This is a genomic window from Clostridia bacterium, from assembly GCA_017405765.1.
Classification (GTDB): domain Bacteria; phylum Bacillota; class Clostridia; order Oscillospirales; family RGIG577; genus RGIG577.
In genome coordinates this window covers 1-16,821 of record JAFQZS010000033.1, presented here as the reverse complement: position 1 = coordinate 16,821, position 16,821 = coordinate 1, and the positions used below count along the sequence as shown (strand labels likewise).

Here is a 16,821-nt window from a genome sequence, read left to right as displayed (position 1 = left end):
GATGACTACCGTTAAAGTATTTAAAACGAACGGCAGATTTTGCGGATTTTCGGTAGCCGATCACAGCGGCTACGACGAAGAAGGAGAAGATATAGTCTGCTCCGCAGTTTCGTCGGCAGTTCAGTTCGCGGCGAACGGCATAACGGAAGTAGCCGGAGCCGAAGCGGATGTATCGGTAAACGAAAAGACCGCAGAGATCACGCTCAGAACGTCTCCCGACAATGACGGCGCTCAGATATTGCTTGCTGCATTCGCGCTTCATATGGAGATACTAAGCGAAGATTACAATGAAAATATCAAATTCTGTATTTTGGAGGTGTAGGTAATGTTAAAGATAAGCTTACAGTTTTTTGCACATAAAAAGGGCGTTGGCTCCACGAAGAACGGCCGCGACAGCGAGTCCAAGCGTCTCGGCGCAAAGCGTGCAGACGGTCAGTTCGTGCTTGCAGGCAACATCCTCGTTCGTCAGAGAGGTACGAAGATCCATCCCGGAACCAATGTAGGAAAGGGCAGCGACGATACGCTTTTCGCTCTTATAGACGGCAAGGTAAAGTTCGAGAGAATGGGTAAAGACAGAAAGAAAGTATCCGTTTACGCGATCGAGCAGTAATATAAGTAAGGGCTTAAAAAATCTCGGACTGCGGTCTGAGATTTTTTTATATGGCGCAGGCAAGGAGGACGCATATGTTTATAGACGTCGCAAAAATAACGATAAAAGGCGGCGACGGCGGCCACGGCAAGGTGTCGTTCCACCGCGAAAAATATATAAACGCGGGAGGCCCTGACGGCGGCGACGGAGGGCAAGGCGGCAACGTGGTATTCGTTGTGGACCGAAATATGTCTACGCTTATGGACTTTAAATATAAGCGCAAATATTTTGCCGAGGACGGCCAGGGCGGCGGACAGAAGAAGTGCTTCGGAAAGAACGGGAAGGACCTTGTTATCAAGGTGCCGGAAGGCACGCTCATAAAAGACGCCGAAACGGGCAAGCTCATATGGGACATGTCGTCGTCTGACGAGCCGTTCATCGCGGCCAAGGGCGGACGCGGCGGCTGGGGCAATACGCATTTTGCCACGCCTACGCGCCAGACTCCGCGCTTTGCAAAGGCGGGACTGCCGGGTCAGAGGCGCGACGTTATATTGGAGTTAAAGCTCATTGCCGATGTGGGATTACTGGGCTTTCCCAACGTGGGGAAATCGACTTTCCTTTCGGTGGTATCGGCAGCGCGCCCCGAGATAGCCAATTATCACTTTACAACGCTTACGCCGAATCTCGGCGTAGTGCGCATATCGGACGAGCTTTCGTTCGTTATGGCGGACATACCGGGACTTATCGAGGGCGCAAGCGAAGGCGTGGGACTGGGACACGACTTTTTAAGGCACGTTGACCGCTGCCGCCTTCTTATCCATATAGTGGACGTGTCGGGCAGCGAGGGACGCGACCCGATAGAGGACTTTGAAACGATAAACAGAGAGCTTAAAAATTACAGCGCCGAGCTTTCAGAGAGGCCGCAGATCGTCGTAGGCAACAAGGTTGACATAATCACAGACGATGCGCTCCTTAAAAAGTTTGAAAGCTATGTGCGAAAGCTCGGATACGAGTTTTATACCATGTCGGCGGCAACGGCGTCCGGCACGCGCGAGGTGATAAACGCCGCGGCTGAGAGGCTGTCGAAAATACCGAAGCCCGAACGCTTTGAGCCCGATTACTTCGAGCCCGAAAAGCCGATAGCCGAGGACCCGAACGACATTACGATAACGCGCGAGGGAGACGCTTACGTCGTCGAGGGCGACTGGCTTTACGTGCTTCTTAATTCCGTCAACATGGACGACTACGAGAGCATGGCGTATTTCCAGCGCACGCTGAGACGCACGGGAGTTATCGACAAGCTCACCGAGGCCGGCGTTAAGGACGGCGACACCGTCATCATGTACAATTTAGAGTTCGACTTTATGGAGTAAACGCCGCATCGATCGCATATATAACGCCGCACGGACGCGGCGGCGGGAGGAAATATTATGAATACAATGATCGCATACTGCGGGCTTGACTGCGAAAAATGCGACGCATATATCGCAACGGTAAACGACGACTGGGCGCTGCGCGAAAAAACGGCGAAGCTGTGGGCAGAACTCAATAATGCGCCTATTCTGCCGGAGCATATAAACTGCGAAGGCTGCCGAAGGGACGGCAAAAAGACCGTGTACTGCCAAAGCCTCTGCCCGATACGCCGGTGCGCCGTTAAAAAAGGCGTTGTTACCTGCGGCGACTGCGCCGAGCTTGAAAATTGCGAAAAGGCCGCAATAGTCATTTCAAATAACAGCGACGCTCTTAAGAATTTAAAGAGGATAAAGGGCGAATAAAATACATCGATGAAAAAAGGGACGAAGCCGTCTCTTTTTTCGGTTTATACGCGAATTTTATTGACCTTTTTCGCCGTTTTGTATAAAATACTTAAAGGAACTGTCTGTCTAATAATATTATAGGAGGAAACGGCAATGAAAAAACGCATTCTTTCTTTGTTACTTGCGCTCCTTTTATGTATTGCAATGGCGGTCTCGGCTTCTGCCGAGGAAGGATACGTTGACGGAGATCAGTACAAATTCACCGATCGTGAGGGCAACTTTGTTACCGTACCTGTGAGCGCCTTTGCCAGCCGAGTCGTTGAATTCATTCCCGGCTCTCCCTGGCGTACCGGGGCCAATACGGATCCCGTTATAGCTCTCGGCCTGCCGGACGCCGACGACAGCAACTCAAGCACGGGCGATCTCTGTCTCGGGATCAACGGCGTTCTTGTGCTTGCCTTTGACGCGCCGATCTACGACGGCGAAGGCGACGACATCTACATTTTTGAGGTCGGCGGCTATGTGGAGGAGACACGCGTAGAGGTAAGCGAGGATATGGTCACATGGTACGATATCGGAGTGGCTGAGGGACGCACCGCAGGGCTCGACTTTAAAGACGGAGAAGTTCCGACAAGCGCAAGCATCCTCTATGTGCGCCTGACGGACACGGGAAACAATCCCGCGGGCGATTGGCCGGGCGCGGACATCGACGCCGTATGCGGACTTAATACAAAGCCTGCCGTGGAGCGGGATATAGATATACTCTACGCAAGCACCGATAATACAGTCTCTCCCACGAAGCTTCCCGATACTGAAGACGACTTTTATACGGAAGTCAGGATAAAGGTGACGGGCGAGTCAGCCGACAGCGATGCGATATTGGTGCTTATGGCAAGCTTTGCAAAGGACGGCCGGTTTTTAGGCATCAAAATGGTAAAGCTTACGCCGAGCGAGCTTGAGAACATCTACAACGCCGGCGCGACTATAAAAAACGACGGCAGCGTGGAGAAGCTCAGTATCTTCGTGATGAACAAAAACAGCTGGATCCCCCTGACTGCCTACAGGGAGATGACGAAGTAGAGACGGCCGAAGAAACGGTTTGAACTAATAAAATATATGTAAAATCAAGTATGCTCTTAGGGGGATTTTTATATGCCTGTAAAGTACGTATTCGTAACGGGAGGAGTCGTTTCGGGACTCGGAAAGGGAATAACGGCCGCGTCTTTGGGACGCCTATTAAAGGCGCGCGGATATAAGGTGAGAAATCAGAAGTTCGACCCGTATCTTAATGTCGATCCGGCAACGATGAGCCCGTATCAGCACGGAGAGGTATTCGTGACGGACGACGGCGCGGAGGGCGACCTCGACATAGGTCACTACGAGCGCTTTATCGACGAGAATCTGAACGTCGATTCCGATATAACTACGGGAAAGATATATAAGAGCGTTATATTGAAGGAGCGCCACGGCGACTACGGCGGACGCACCGTTCAGGTAATACCTCATATAACGAACGAGATAAAGGAATGCGTACACCGCGTGGCGAGAGAGACGGACGCCGACTTCGTAATAACGGAGATAGGCGGCACTGTCGGCGACATCGAGGGCCTGCCCTTTTTAGAGGCGATACGCCAGATAATGAAGGACGTGGGACGCTCAAACTGTATGTATATCCACGTTGCGCTCGTGCCGTATATTTCCGGCTCGGGCGAGCTTAAAACGAAGCCGACGCAGCACAGCGCGAAGAAGTTATTAAGCCTCGGCATCCAGCCCGACGTTATCGTATGCCGCTGCGAAAGCGAGATGCCAAAGGACGTAAGGGAGAAGATAGCGCTATTTTGCAATATAGAGCCCGACTGCGTGATACTTAACCCCACGGCGGACACGCTTTACGAGGTGCCGCTCCTTTTGGAGAAGGAGGGACTTGCCCAAGTAGTTTTAAAGCGTTTAAACCTCCCCCAAACAAAGCCGGACCTTGCGGAATGGAGCGCCATGGTCGAGAAGATAAAAACGGCGAAAAAGTGCGTTAAGGTGGCGATAGCGGGCAAGTATAACGAGCTTCACGACGCCTGCCTAAGCGTTGCCGAGGCGCTTTTCCACGGAGGCATTGCAAACGGCGTGAGCGTCGATATCGAGTGGGTGCCTTCGGAGGGGCTTAATTACGAGAACGCAAAAGAAAAGTTCGCAGGCTGCCAGGGTATAGTAGTTCCCGGAGCGATAGGCGACGGAGGTATCGAAGGAAAGCTTGCGGCGCTTAGGTTTGCAAGAGAGAACGACGTGCCGCTTTTCGCATTGGGCGAGGGCATGCAGCTTGCCGTTATAGAATTCGCAAGAAATGTTGCCGGAATACCCGATGCAAATTCAGTAGAATTTGACCCCGATACGAAGTCGCCGCTTTACATAAAGGGCGAGGGCATGAGGCTTGGGCTTTATTCGTGCCTGCTCAGCCCCGGCACTAAGGCGCACGAGGCGTATTTCTCCGGCCGCATACAGGAAAGACACCGCCATCTTTATGAGCTTGATTTTGTGTATAAAGAAAAGCTTGAAAAGGCCGGAATGGTATTCTCGGGCCTTGCCCCCGACGGCAAGTACGCCGACATAGCCGAGCTTCCCGATAAGCGCTGGTACGTTGCAACACAGTTCCATCCGGAGTTCAAGTCGCGCCCGAACAGACCGCATCCGCTCTTTAAGAGCTTCATAAAGGTCTGCGCGGAATAATTAAAACATGAGTAATAAAAACGGCCCGCATCAAAACGATGCAGGCCGTAAATTTATGCTCGTCAAAGCACGAATTTGTTCTTTGCGATGAGCGCGTCCTTTATATCCCAAAGCTTCTGCGAGAGATCGACGTAATAATTGTGCGGATTTTCAAAACGCTTTACCTCGTCCCACAGCTTATCGACTTCGCAGCGGCATTTCTGTTGGATCTCTTTAAGCGAGGGCATATCGTAGACGAGCCTGCCCTTGTCGTAGATCCTTGTCATAAGCTCGACTGCGTAGTAATTTTCTATCTTCTTACGCTTCCACGTGAACGCCGGGTCGAACACCTCGTAAGGCTTCGTATCGTCTATCACTTCGTCGTGAAGGGCCACAACGTCGGCGATGGCCTTGTCGGTACCGCGCTCAAAAAGACGGTAGAGCTTTTTAAAATGAGGCGTGGTTATTTTCGTCACGTTCTCCGATATCTTTATCTTAGGTATGATATTGCCGTTTTCGTCCTCAGCGGCAACGAGCTTGTAAACGCAGCCGAATACGGGATCGCTCTTTGCCGTTATAAGACGCTCGCCCACGCCGAACGAGTCTATCTGCGCGCCCTGCAATAGCATATCGCGGATAACGTATTCGTCGAGAGAATTCGAAGCGACTATCTTGCAGTCGGGAAATCCCGCCTCGTCGAGCATTTGACGGGCGCGGCGCGACAGATACGTGATATCGCCGGAGTCAAGGCGTATCCCCACGGGCCTGTTGCCGGAGGGCACGATCACTTCGTTGAATACTTTTATCGCGTTAGGTATGCCGGATTTGAGCACGTTGTACGTATCGACGAGCAGAACGCAGCTTGACGGATAAAGCCTTGCGTATTCATAGAAGGCCTCGTATTCCGAGTCGAAAAGCTGCACCCACGAATGGGCCATCGTGCCGGAGGCGGGCACGCCGTATTCGCGGTCGACTATCGTATTCGAGCTTGAGCTTGCGCCGCCTATGTACGCCGCGCGCGTGCCGTAATTTGCGGCGTCGGCGCCCTGAGCGCGCCGCGCGCCGAATTCCATGACAGAGCGCCCCTGCGCCGCGCGCACGATGCGGTTCGTCTTTGTCGCGATAAGCGACTGGTGATTCAGCGTAAGCAGTATCATCGTTTCGAGAAGCTGCGCCTCTATTACGTTGCCGCGCACCGTAAGTATCGGCTCTCCGGGAAATATCGGCGTTCCCTCGGGCACGGCCCACACGTCGCAGGTGAACTTGAAGTTTTCAAGATACTTTAAAAACTCCTCGTTGAACATCTTTTTGCCGCGCAGATATTCAATGTCCTCTTTCGTGAATTTGAGATTGTTTATATACTCTATTACCTGCTCAAGACCCGCCATTATCGAAAAACCGCCGTTGTCGGGATTTTTTCTGAAAAAAACGTCGAAATATGCAGTTCGGTCACGCATTTTCCCCTGGAAAAAGCCGTTGCTCATCGTAAACTCGTAAAAGTCGCTGAGCATCGACATATTGAGCCTGAGACCGTTTGATCTTGCCATTTAAAACACCTCTTTGGGTCATATTAAACTATAGTATATCACGCTTTTTTAATAAATCAATTAAAAAATAAAGAAAATGAGTCTGCGTTTTTTAATTATCCGACAAATCATGAATAAAACGCTTGACATTAAAAAGCGGCTGTGATATTATGTATCGGAACAAAGAAGGCGGTGCGCCCGTCTCACCTTGGCGATCTCGTTGCCGGGTCAATACGATCGGAAAATAACTTTTGTTTTTTCTTGTATTTTGACGGGTGCATTATGTGCGCCCGTTTTTGTTTAATATTTTAGAAGAGGTGTTTAATTATTAGCTTCAAGGATTTGATGATCAACGATGAGATAACCGATAAGGAGATACGTCTTATCGACGCTGACGGAAGTCAGCTTGGCATAATGGACATAAAAAAGGCCATGGACATCGCTGAAGAAAAAAATCTTGACCTTGTAAAAATCGCCCCGCAGGCCAATCCGCCTGTTTGTCGTATCATGGATTACGGCAAGTATCGTTTTGAGCTTTCCAAAAAGGAAAAGGAACAGCGCAAAAACCAGAAGGTGACGGAGGTAAAGGAGATACGCCTGTCGCTCATGATAGACGTGCATGATTTTAATACAAAGGTAAAGCATGCGCTTAAATTTATTCAGAACGGCGACAAGGTGAAGGTGTCCGTGAGATTTCGCGGGCGTGAGATGCAGCATCAGAGCCAGGGCGTCGAGCTTTTAGACCGTTTTGCAGAGGCTATGAGCGAAGTCGCTTCGGTCGATAAAAAGCCCAAGCTGGAAGGTCGCAGTATGGTCATGTTTTTGACGGCTAAATAATTTTTCATAAAACAATTTTTTGCGGAGGGACATAGAGAATGGCTAAAATAAAGACGCACAGCGGTGCAAAAAAGAGATTTTCCCTTACTAAGGGCGGAAAAGTAAAGCGTTCGCAGGCATATAGAAGACATATTCTTACGAAGAAGTCTACCAAGAGAAAGAGAGCATTAAGAAAGGGCATATACGCATCCGACGCTAATGCACCCACCATCAAGAAGCTTATCCCTTATGCATAAGCTTTAGGCGGTAAGAGATACAAACGAAATTCGATAATTCAGTAAGGAGATATAAGAAATGGCAAGAGTAAAGGGTGGCTTAAGCACCAAAAAGAGAAGAAAGAGAGTATTAAAGCTTGCGAAGGGTTACAGAGGAGCGAAAAGCAAGCTCTATCGTACCGCCAACGAAGCGGTAATGAAGTCGCTTACTTATGCATATATAGGCAGAAAACAGAAAAAGAGAGATTTTAGACGTCTTTGGATAACGAGAATTTCGGCAGCCTGCAAGATGAACGACATAAATTATTCGAGATTTATGAACGGCCTTAAGAAGGCGGGCATCGACATCAACAGAAAGATGCTTTCCGAGATCGCCATTTCCGACGCTGCGGCTTTCACGGCGCTCGTTGAGAAGGCAAAGGCGGCTCTTTAATAAAAAGCACTATCGTAAAACGTCCGTTTTTAACAATAAGCGGACGTTTTATTTATGGATAAGAAAATGCGGCTTGAAATATCATATCGTTTGCAAGTATAATCAAAGAAAAAAGCGGAGCGCATCGTATGGAAATTATAACAAGCAGAAAAAACCCTTATATAAAGGAGCTTTACGCCGTTAAAAAAGCGGGAAAAAAGAGCGAGCTCTGTCTTATCGAGGGATATAAGCTGATATCCGAGGCGATAAAGAGCGGCGTTGAGATAAAGGCGCTGCTTATATCCGACGCTTACGGCGGTAAAATGCCCGATATGGGCGAAAGCGGCGTTCGCACGATAACGGTGAACGATTCGATAATAGGGCTGCTTTCACAAACGTCCGCGCCGCAGGGGATAACGGCGCTAATTAAGAAAAGAGTTTTTAAAGAAATAAGAAGCACCGGCGAAGAAGACGGCGTTTATATATTGCTCGACGAGGTGTCCGACCCCGGGAACGTTGGAACGGTGATACGCACGGCGGAGGCCTTCGGAGTACGCGGCGTAGTGCTTTGCGGAGCGTGCGCCGACGTATATAACGACAAGACGCTTCGCGCCACTATGGGCAGCGCGTTCAGACAGCCGGTATTTTACGAGCCAAACGCCGTATCCGCCGTAAAAAAGCTTAAAAGCATGGGAGCGCGCGTATACGCGGCCGCGCTTGAAAAAGACGCAAAAAGGCTGGGAGGATTTGAACCTTCGAAGCTTTCGGCTTTTGTTATCGGAAACGAGGCGAGAGGCGTATCTTTGGAGGCTTTAAATGAATGCGACGACGCCGTTATCATACCGATGAGCGGAGAAACGGAATCTTTGAACGCCGCCGTTTCGGCAGGCGTTATCATGTGGGAAACGGCAGGGCGCCGTGCATAACAGGCAAAAACGGGGAGTGAAGGTTATGGACAAGCTTATATATCATTTGTGGCTTACTCTTCTTTTGGGAGTTAAAAACATCGACCTCGACCTGCTTATAAACGCTTTCGGCAGCGCAGAGGAGGTCTACCGCAAAACAAAGGGCGAGCTCGTATCTGTGGGCGGTCTTAAACAGGATACGATAGAGCGCATTTTAAGCAATAAAAGCCTTGACGAGGCAAAAAGGGAGCTTGAAAGATGCCATAAAGCGGGAGTAGGCGTCATACCGAGCTATTCGGAAAAATTTCCCGTGCGTCTTTTAAATATTTACTGTCCGCCGCACATATTATATGTGAAAGGCGACCTTGGAAATATAGACGAGGAGCTTTGCATTTCCGTGGTAGGTACAAGGAGCTGTTCCGAATACGGAATTGCCGCCGCCGAATATTTCGGGAGTGAACTGGCAAAAACGGGCGTTACCGTGATCTCCGGCGGAGCGCGCGGCATAGATACCGCCGCGCTGAAGGGAGCATATGAGTCGTACGGCCGCACGATAGCCGTTATGGGCTGCGGAGCAGACATAGTATATCCGACCGAGAACAAAAGGTTCTTTGGGGCCATATCAAAAAACGGCGCCGTAATATCCGAGTATCCGATGGGCACGCCGCCTGCGAAAATGAATTTTCCCACAAGGAACAGAATAATAAGCGGACTGTCGCAGGGCGTACTGATAGTTGAAGCGCCCCGGACGAGCGGAGCGCTGATAACGGCAAGGCATGCGCTTGAGCAGGGACGCGACGTTTTCGTCGTGCCGGGCAGGATAACTAGCAAATTCTGCGAGGGGTCGAACGCGCTTATAAAGGAGGGCGCGTATCTTGTTACGGAGGCTTACGATATCGTAAGCCAGTACAGATACTTCATACCGGTGATGCGCGAAAACCTTACAAGGCGTATTTCGGAATATAAAAGCGATCCCGATGAAAAGCCCGCGCCGAAAACGGAGGTGCGCGTTTCCAAGGAAGAGGTAAAAAAGGCCGTATTGGAAGACGGTAAAAAACAAAACAATATTGATTTGGATAAATACGAGGAATCGGAAAGAGACGTGCTTTCCATGCTTTGTGAAAGCGATATGACGCTTGACGAAATGCTTTCAAGGTCAGAAGCCTCATCGTCGCAGCTTGCTGCGGCGCTCATCAAACTGGAAATGGAAGGAATAATATTAAAAAAACTAGACAAACGGTATTCTATTATTTAAAATCTTGTGGTAGAATGATTAGCGGCCATACGCCGTTTACAGTTCATGGAAACGAATGATCCTTAAACATGTGATCAAAGTTACAGACGAAAGGAATGATCCGATGTCATATCTTGTTATTGTAGAGTCTCCTTCAAAGGCGCGTACAATAGGTCGATACCTGGGGAGCAACTATACAATAGAGGCCTCGATGGGCCATTTGAGAGATTTGCCTAAAAGCCAGCTCGGAGTTGACGTGCAAAACAACTTTGAGCCTAAATATATATCGATACGCGGCAAAGGTTCGCTTATCGCTAAACTGAAGAAAGACGCAAAGAAAGCCGATAAGGTTTTTCTCGCTACCGACCCCGACCGCGAGGGAGAGGCGATATCGTGGCATCTTGCGCAGATATTGGGGCTTGACGAAAACGAGCCGATCCGCGTTACGTTCAACGAGATAACGAAGACAGCCGTAAAGAACGGCATAAAAAATCCGCGAGTTATAGATAAAAACCTTGTGGACGCGCAGCAGGCGCGCCGTGTGCTCGACAGGATAGTGGGATATAAGATAAGCCCCGTGCTCTGGCGCACCGTAAAAAAAGGCCTGAGCGCCGGACGCGTTCAGTCTGTCGCAACGCGGCTCGTGGTCGACAGAGAAGCGGAGATAAACAGTTTTGAACCGAAGGAATACTGGAATATTGACGTTGACCTTTTAAGCGCAAAGCACAAGCGTTCGTTCAACGCAAAGTATTACGCTCCCTCGGGCGAAAAAAAGCAGGAAACGGTGAAAAACAAAGAGCAGGCAGACGAAATACTTGCCGCCGTAACGGACGCGCAGTATACGGTAAAAAGCGTAAAGAAGGCACAGAAGCAAAAAAAGCCGTATGCGCCTTTTATAACGAGCACGCTTCAACAGGAGGCGTCGTACAAGCTGGGATTTCAGCCGCGCAAAACGATGTCTGTGGCACAGGAGCTTTACGAAGGAGTAAACATTCCCGGACGCGGCTCGGTAGGTCTTATCACTTATATGAGGACCGACTCGCTGCGCATTTCCGACGAGGCAAGACAGGCCGCGCGCGATCTTATAATATCGCAGTACGGCGAAGAGTATTATCCGCCGCAGCCGCGTATCTATAAGGCAAAGTCGGGCGCGCAGGACGCGCATGAGGCTATACGCCCGACATATACAGATCTTACGCCCGAGAAGCTTAAGAACAGTCTTTCCAAAGATAATTACAAGCTTTATAAGCTTATATGGGAGCGTTTTATAGCAAGTCAGATGTCGAGCGCCGTATATTCGGCGACAAGCGCGGATATAGAGGCTAACGGCCATATCTTCAAGGCTTCGGGAAGCACTCTTATATTTCCCGGATATACGGCCGTATACGTAGATACTACGGATACCGAAGCGCAGAGCGCCCAAAAGGGCAGACGTCAAAAGAGCCTTCCCGAGATCTTTGAGGGAGACGAGCTGAAGTTTCAAGCCATACATTCGGAGCAGCTCTTTACTCAGCCGCCTTCACGCTACAATGAAGCTACGCTTATCAAAACGCTGGAGGAGAATGGGATAGGCCGTCCAAGCACTTATGCGCCTACTGTTACTACTATAATCGCACGCGGATATGTTGTGCGCGACAAGAAGATGCTTGTTCCCACAGAGCTGGGCGAGCTTACGACTAAAATAATGAAGGAGAACTTCGACGATATAGTAGACGTGTCGTTCACCGCGAATATGGAGAAAAAGCTCGACGAGGTAGAAGAGGGAGACCGTTCGTGGACGAGCGTGCTTTCCGAGTTCTACGGAGATTTTGACACTTCCTTAAAGGAAGCCGAAAATAAGCTCGGAGATCTCAGCCTTAAGATACCTGATGAGGAAAGCGACGTCGTTTGCGAGCTTTGCGGAAGAAAAATGGTATATAAAATGGGACGAAACGGGCGCTTTTTGGCGTGTCCGGGCTTTCCCGCATGCCGCAATACAAAGTCTATAGTCGAGAAGATAGGCGTGAAATGCCCCGAATGCGGCGGCGATATAATAAAGAGAAGATCGAAGACCAATAAGGTCTTTTACGCATGTGAAAATCAGGACTGCAAGTTCATACAGTGGGATGAGCCTACAAACGAGGTATGTCCCAAATGCGGCGGGATGATCCTTAAAAAGACGCGCTGGGGCAGAAAGCTCTACTGTATGAACGAGGATTGCGATTACGCGAGGAGCTTAGACGGTGCAGGCAAGGGTAGTAGGAGCGGGACTGGCGGGAAGTGAGGCCGCGTGGCAGCTTGCCCGCCGGGGCGTGAAGGTGGAGCTTTTTGAACAAAAGCCCGAATATTTTTCGCCCGCGCATAAAAGCAGCGGCTTTGCAGAGCTTGTATGCTCCAATTCCTTAAGAGCCGACACGCTCGAGAACGCGGTAGGTCTTTTAAAGCATGAGATGCGCGCGCTTTCGTCGCTTATAATGCAGTGCGCCGACGAGAACCGCGTGCCTGCGGGCGGCGCGCTGGCCGTTGACCGCGAAGGTTTTGAAAAAAGCGTGACAGAGCGCATAAAGTCCGAGCCGAATATCACGGTAGTTACAAAAAGAGCGACCGAAATAAACGCGGACGTTCCCACGATAATAGCCACCGGGCCGCTTACGGATGACGAGCTTTTTTCACAGATACGAAAAAAGGTGGGACGCGAGAGCCTTCACTTTTTCGATGCGGCGGCGCCTATAGTAGAATACGAGTCTATAGATATGGACAAGGCTTATCTTGCGTCGCGCTACGACAAGGGCACGCCCGATTATATAAACTGTCCCATGACGCGAAAGGAGTACGACGCTTTTTACGATGCGCTCGTGAGCGCGGAATGCGCCGAGCTTCACGAATTTGAGAACAGCCGCGTATTCGAGGGATGTATGCCCGTTGAGGTAATGGCGGCGAGGGGAAGAGAAACGCTGCTTTTCGGCCCCTTAAAGCCAGTAGGGCTTAGAGACCCGCATACGGGCAATACGCCGTATGCCGTGGTGCAGCTTAGGCGCGACAACGCCGACGGTACGCTTTATAATATGGTGGGATTTCAAACGCACCTAAAATTCCCCGAGCAGAAGCGCGTTTTTTCCATGATACCCGGGCTTAATAACGCCGCTTTTACGCGATACGGCGTCATGCACCGCAATACATTCATCGACTCTCCGCGCATACTTGACAAATCCTATCGTATGAAGGATGATAAAAATATATGGTTCGCCGGTCAGATAACGGGCGTCGAGGGGTATGTGGAGTCTGCGTCGAGCGGGCTTTTGTGCGGTATAAATCTTGCGCGCATACTTTCGGGCAAAAGCCCCATAGATTTTACGCGCGACACGGCGATAGGCGCGCTTTCTCATTATATAAGCGACGAGACCGTTGTGAATTTTCAGCCGATGAACGTGAATTTCGGCATAATGTCGCCGCTTGGATATAAGGTGAAGCCGAAGCGTGAGAAGAATTTAAAAATCTCCGAACGCGCGCTTTTAAAAATAGAGGAGTTAAAAAAGAGCTTTGATATTTAAGGCAGGTGTATATATATGAATATAATTATCGACGCATACGGCGGCGATCTGGGCCCGCGCGCAGCGATAGACGGCGCGCTTATGGCGATGAATGAGAGAAGCGATATAGAGATAACGCTTTCGGGCGATGAGGAAAAGCTTGGCGCGGAGATCGCGGCGGCGGGAGCTCAGGGCAGGTTTTCAATACTTCATGCCCCTTTTGTCATAGACGGTCACGACGACCCCACCTCGGTCGTTAAAAATAAGCCCGACTCGTCTATGATGACGGGCCTTCGGGCGCTTTCCGAAGGAAGAGGCGACGCCTTTATAAGCGCCGGCAATACAGGCGCGCTGTTTGCGGGCGGCACGCTTATAGTCAAGCGCTTAGCGGGAGTAAAGCGAGGAGCGCTCGCTCCGCTGCTTCCCGCAAAGGACGGGCCGTTCATGCTTATAGACGCAGGCGCAAATATCGTGTGCACTCCGCAGATGCTTATGCAGTTCGCCGTTATGGGCAGCATATATATGCGCATGGTAAAGGGCATTGAAAATCCGAGAGTGGGACTTTTGAACGTGGGCGCCGAGGACACCAAGGGCACGGAGCTTCAGCTTGAAGCATATAAGCTTTTAAGTGAAGCGGATATAAACTTTATAGGAAATATCGAAGGGCGCGACGTGCCGTATTCGGGCGCCGACGTAGTAGTTACCGACGGCTTTACCGGCAACGTGGCCTTAAAGCTGTATGAGGGACTTGCAAAGGTGCTGATGGGCAGCGTTAAAGACGTGTTCATGTCGGGAACGAAGGCAAAGCTCGGCGCAATGATGGTAAAAGATTCGTTTACCGATTTAAAAAAGCGGTACGATTATAAAGAAGTCGGCGGCACGGCGTTTTTAGGCATTAAAAAGCCGGTGTTCAAAACGCACGGTTCGTCTGACGCGCGCACATTCTACAGCACGATAATCAATGTGAGCGACTATGTTAAAGCCGACGTGACAAATGAGATAAGAAAGGGCATAGAAGCCTCCGACGGCGAAAGAAAAAAGCCGAGCATTTGACAGCGGAGCTTTTATGGAGTATGATTTAAACGTGCGGTCGCGTGTGCCGCACGTTTAAGGAGTTTTAAAAAGCATACGGCGGTCTTTATCGAAAGCGGGGACGAAGAACGGACATAATAAAGAATAGAGCTTTTTGCAAAAAAGCAGGCCGTATCAAAGAACGCGGGTATCTCTCGATTTTTGATATGGTCTTATTTTTTCGTTAAAGCAATAAAAGGAGGACTCATGGACAAAAGAGAAGAGAAGCTTTGTGAAAAAATAGGATATGGATTCAAAGACATATCGATACTTGAAAACGCGCTGACGCACAGCTCATACGCCAATGAAAATCATGCGAAGCACGGTCATTCGAACGAGCGTCTTGAATTTTTGGGCGACAGCGTTTTAAGCATAATGGTCTCGGAGTATCTTTATAAGCATTATTATAATATGCCGGAGGGCGAGCTTACGAAGATACGCTCGAACGTAGTATGCGAGCGTTCGCTTTACGAACGCGCAAAGGAGCTGGACTTAGGCGCATTTTTATATCTCGGACGAGGCGAAGAGGCGACGAACGGACGAAGCCGCACGTCCATATTGGCCGACGCTTACGAGGCGCTTATGGGAGCCGTATATCTTGACGGTGGGCTTTCGGCCGTACGTCATGTTTTCATGCCGCGCTTTATTGAGCCGATAAAGAAGGCGGCGACCGGAAAGTCGCTCAAAGACTATAAGACGATGCTTCAGGAGATCGTGCAGAAGAATAAAGAAGAAGTTTTAAGCTACGAATTAAAAAGCGAGAGCGGTCCCGACCACTTAAAGGTGTTTGAAGTGGACGTAATGCTCAATAACAACGTTTTCGCTTCCGGAAGGGGACGAAGCAAAAAAGAGGCGCAGCAGGACGCGGCGCGTCTTGCGCTCGTGCTGATGGGGGAAATAAAGCAGTGAGCGAGCGCATTCGCACGATAAACGTGCCGATATTCGTGCCGCATTTGGGATGCCCGAACGACTGCGTTTTCTGCGATCAGCATAAAATAACGATGAATACATACGTTCCAAACGGCGGCCGTGTGCGCGAGCTTATCGAAAAAACGCTTGAATATACAGAAAAACTGCCCGGGCGCGTTCACGTTGAGGCGGCCTTTTTCGGCGGCAGCTTTACGGCGATAGACGAGGCGCTTAGGCGCGAGCTTCTTTCGGCGGCGCACGAGTACAGGAAAAGGATCAACGGGATACGCCTTTCAACGCGCCCCGACGCGATAGACGAAAAAATACTTTCAGAGCTCCGCGCTTACGGCGTTACCGCGATAGAGCTGGACGCGCAGTCGATGAGCGACCGCGTGCTTTCGCTGTCGAACCGCGGTCATACTGCCGACGATACGCGCCGTGCGGCGCGCCTTATAAAGGACGCCGGCTTCTCTTTGGGGCTTCAGATGATGACGGGCCTTGTGGGAGACGACCGTGAAACGAGCCTTTACACGGCGCGCGAGCTTATCGCGCTTCGCCCTGACACGGTGAGGATATACCCCTGCGTAGTGCTCCCCGGCACGGCGCTTTGGGATATGGCCGAACGCGGCGAGTACGAGCCGCAGAGCGTATCTGAGGCGGTAAGCCTGTGCGCCGAGCTTATACCGATGTTCGTGCGCGAAAATATAACGATACTGCGCGTGGGACTTATGGAAAACGAGATCTTGTCTTCCGGCAAGGTGTTGGGCGCATACCACCCGTCGCTCGGCGAGCTTTGCTATTCGCGCGTGTTTTATAACGCCGCCTGCGGCGAGATAGAGCGTTTGGGCAGGCCGACGCGCATTGAGATACGCGTTCCGGCGCGCGCGTCGTCAAAGATGACGGGATACAAACGAAGCAATATAGAAAAGCTTAAAGAGCGCTTTTCACTCGATCATATCAAAGTAAGAGAGGACGACAGCCTTAAGGGTTTTCAAGTGATCATAAAGAGCATATAAAAAAGAGAGGCCGTCCCGAAAATTGTGTAAACCTCCGATAAGGTGTAAAATAGAAGCACCATATTGGAGGTTTAATTATGAGCAGCAGAAGAAAACGCAGTTCCGAGGAACGAGCACGGAGGGAGAAAATTCGTGAATTGCTGC

Annotated in this window: 17 protein-coding genes; 16 read left to right on the top strand and 1 reads right to left on the bottom strand. The window is 50.3% G+C overall.

All coding sequences use genetic code 11. The features are described 5' to 3' along the window. Position 1: 1 nt before the first annotated feature. The 6 genes from IJG50_05230 to IJG50_05205 all read left to right on the top strand — a co-directional run bounded on the left by IJG50_05230 (position 2) and on the right by IJG50_05205 (position 5,064). Positions 2 to 322 (top strand): ribosomal-processing cysteine protease Prp, encoded by a 321-nt coding sequence (locus IJG50_05230; protein MBQ3379253.1) that lies wholly within the window; start codon positions 2 to 4, stop codon positions 320 to 322. Positions 323 to 325: 3 nt separating this feature from the next. Continuing rightward, complete coding sequence (gene rpmA / locus IJG50_05225; protein MBQ3379252.1) at positions 326 to 610, top strand: 50S ribosomal protein L27; 285 nt, start codon at positions 326 to 328, stop codon at positions 608 to 610. A 74-nt stretch (positions 611 to 684) separates the two neighbouring features. Then, on the top strand, positions 685 to 1,962 hold the full coding sequence (obgE, locus tag IJG50_05220; GenBank protein ID MBQ3379251.1) for a GTPase ObgE: 1,278 nt from the start codon (positions 685 to 687) through the stop codon (positions 1,960 to 1,962). Positions 1,963 to 2,019: 57 nt separating this feature from the next. Further along, positions 2,020 to 2,364 carry a DUF3795 domain-containing protein gene (locus IJG50_05215; protein MBQ3379250.1) on the top strand — a complete coding sequence of 115 codons (345 nt, stop codon included), beginning with the start codon at positions 2,020 to 2,022 and terminating at the stop codon, positions 2,362 to 2,364. A gap of 135 nt (positions 2,365 to 2,499) precedes the next feature. Then, a complete protein-coding gene (locus IJG50_05210; GenBank protein MBQ3379249.1) occupies positions 2,500 to 3,426 on the top strand; it encodes a hypothetical protein in 927 nt (308 codons plus the stop codon). Between the two features lie 72 nt (positions 3,427 to 3,498). Beyond that, entirely contained in the window at positions 3,499 to 5,064 is a 1,566-nt protein-coding gene (locus IJG50_05205) for a CTP synthase (protein ID MBQ3379248.1), read from the top strand. Between the two features lie 62 nt (positions 5,065 to 5,126). Here IJG50_05205 and IJG50_05200 read toward each other — a convergent pair whose 3' ends face one another. Then, complete coding sequence (locus IJG50_05200; GenBank protein ID MBQ3379247.1) at positions 5,127 to 6,554, bottom strand: nicotinate phosphoribosyltransferase; 1,428 nt, start codon at positions 6,552 to 6,554, stop codon at positions 5,127 to 5,129. A 360-nt stretch (positions 6,555 to 6,914) separates the two neighbouring features. Here IJG50_05200 and infC point away from each other — a divergent pair, with 360 nt between their 5' ends. The 10 genes from infC to IJG50_05150 all read left to right on the top strand — a co-directional run bounded on the left by infC (position 6,915) and on the right by IJG50_05150 (position 16,677). Next, positions 6,915 to 7,406 (top strand): translation initiation factor IF-3, encoded by a 492-nt coding sequence (gene infC, locus IJG50_05195; GenBank protein MBQ3379246.1) that lies wholly within the window; start codon positions 6,915 to 6,917, stop codon positions 7,404 to 7,406. Between the two features lie 38 nt (positions 7,407 to 7,444). Beyond that, positions 7,445 to 7,642 (top strand): 50S ribosomal protein L35, encoded by a 198-nt coding sequence (gene rpmI, locus IJG50_05190; protein ID MBQ3379245.1) that lies wholly within the window; start codon positions 7,445 to 7,447, stop codon positions 7,640 to 7,642. A 58-nt stretch (positions 7,643 to 7,700) separates the two neighbouring features. After that, complete coding sequence (gene rplT / locus IJG50_05185; GenBank protein MBQ3379244.1) at positions 7,701 to 8,054, top strand: 50S ribosomal protein L20; 354 nt, start codon at positions 7,701 to 7,703, stop codon at positions 8,052 to 8,054. Positions 8,055 to 8,182: 128 nt separating this feature from the next. Then, positions 8,183 to 8,959: an RNA methyltransferase gene (locus tag IJG50_05180; protein ID MBQ3379243.1), complete on the top strand. Its 777-nt coding sequence runs from the start codon at positions 8,183 to 8,185 to the stop codon at positions 8,957 to 8,959. Between the two features lie 25 nt (positions 8,960 to 8,984). Beyond that, a complete protein-coding gene (dprA, locus tag IJG50_05175) occupies positions 8,985 to 10,193 on the top strand; it encodes a DNA-processing protein DprA (protein MBQ3379242.1) in 1,209 nt (402 codons plus the stop codon). Between the two features lie 103 nt (positions 10,194 to 10,296). Further along, the gene (topA, locus tag IJG50_05170) at positions 10,297 to 12,435 is read left to right on the top strand and encodes a type I DNA topoisomerase (GenBank protein ID MBQ3379241.1); all 2,139 of its coding nucleotides are present in this window, start codon (positions 10,297 to 10,299) and stop codon (positions 12,433 to 12,435) included. Beyond that, positions 12,395 to 13,702 carry a methylenetetrahydrofolate--tRNA-(uracil(54)-C(5))-methyltransferase (FADH(2)-oxidizing) TrmFO gene (gene trmFO / locus IJG50_05165; GenBank protein ID MBQ3379240.1) on the top strand — a complete coding sequence of 436 codons (1,308 nt, stop codon included), beginning with the start codon at positions 12,395 to 12,397 and terminating at the stop codon, positions 13,700 to 13,702. Before topA ends, trmFO begins: the two co-directional genes overlap by 41 nt. Positions 13,703 to 13,717: 15 nt before the next feature. Further along, the gene (gene plsX, locus IJG50_05160) at positions 13,718 to 14,734 is read left to right on the top strand and encodes a phosphate acyltransferase PlsX (protein MBQ3379239.1); all 1,017 of its coding nucleotides are present in this window, start codon (positions 13,718 to 13,720) and stop codon (positions 14,732 to 14,734) included. 225 nt (positions 14,735 to 14,959) lie between these two features. Beyond that, on the top strand, positions 14,960 to 15,661 hold the full coding sequence (locus IJG50_05155; GenBank protein MBQ3379238.1) for a ribonuclease III: 702 nt from the start codon (positions 14,960 to 14,962) through the stop codon (positions 15,659 to 15,661). Further along, positions 15,658 to 16,677 (top strand): radical SAM protein, encoded by a 1,020-nt coding sequence (locus IJG50_05150; protein ID MBQ3379237.1) that lies wholly within the window; start codon positions 15,658 to 15,660, stop codon positions 16,675 to 16,677. The genes IJG50_05155 and IJG50_05150 overlap by 4 nt, the downstream gene beginning before the upstream one ends. Positions 16,678 to 16,821 lie beyond the last annotated feature (144 nt).

Bases quoted from the DNA above. Each gene is read 5' to 3' on its own strand.
- IJG50_05230 (MBQ3379253.1), top strand. From the start codon at position 2: ATGACTACCGTTAAAGTATTTAAAACGAACGGCAGATTTTGCGGATTT.
- rpmA (MBQ3379252.1), top strand. From the start codon at position 326: ATGTTAAAGATAAGCTTACAGTTTTTTGCACATAAAAAGGGCGTTGGC.
- obgE (MBQ3379251.1), top strand. From the start codon at position 685: ATGTTTATAGACGTCGCAAAAATAACGATAAAAGGCGGCGACGGCGGC.
- IJG50_05215 (MBQ3379250.1), top strand. From the start codon at position 2,020: ATGAATACAATGATCGCATACTGCGGGCTTGACTGCGAAAAATGCGAC.
- IJG50_05210 (MBQ3379249.1), top strand. From the start codon at position 2,500: ATGAAAAAACGCATTCTTTCTTTGTTACTTGCGCTCCTTTTATGTATT.
- IJG50_05205 (MBQ3379248.1), top strand. From the start codon at position 3,499: ATGCCTGTAAAGTACGTATTCGTAACGGGAGGAGTCGTTTCGGGACTC.
- IJG50_05200 (MBQ3379247.1), bottom strand. From the start codon at position 6,554: ATGCTCAGCGACTTTTACGAGTTTACGATGAGCAACGGCTTTTTCCAG.
- infC (MBQ3379246.1), top strand. From the start codon at position 6,915: ATGATCAACGATGAGATAACCGATAAGGAGATACGTCTTATCGACGCT.
- rpmI (MBQ3379245.1), top strand. From the start codon at position 7,445: ATGGCTAAAATAAAGACGCACAGCGGTGCAAAAAAGAGATTTTCCCTT.
- rplT (MBQ3379244.1), top strand. From the start codon at position 7,701: ATGGCAAGAGTAAAGGGTGGCTTAAGCACCAAAAAGAGAAGAAAGAGA.
- IJG50_05180 (MBQ3379243.1), top strand. From the start codon at position 8,183: ATGGAAATTATAACAAGCAGAAAAAACCCTTATATAAAGGAGCTTTAC.
- dprA (MBQ3379242.1), top strand. From the start codon at position 8,985: ATGGACAAGCTTATATATCATTTGTGGCTTACTCTTCTTTTGGGAGTT.
- topA (MBQ3379241.1), top strand. From the start codon at position 10,297: ATGTCATATCTTGTTATTGTAGAGTCTCCTTCAAAGGCGCGTACAATA.
- plsX (MBQ3379239.1), top strand. From the start codon at position 13,718: ATGAATATAATTATCGACGCATACGGCGGCGATCTGGGCCCGCGCGCA.
- IJG50_05155 (MBQ3379238.1), top strand. From the start codon at position 14,960: ATGGACAAAAGAGAAGAGAAGCTTTGTGAAAAAATAGGATATGGATTC.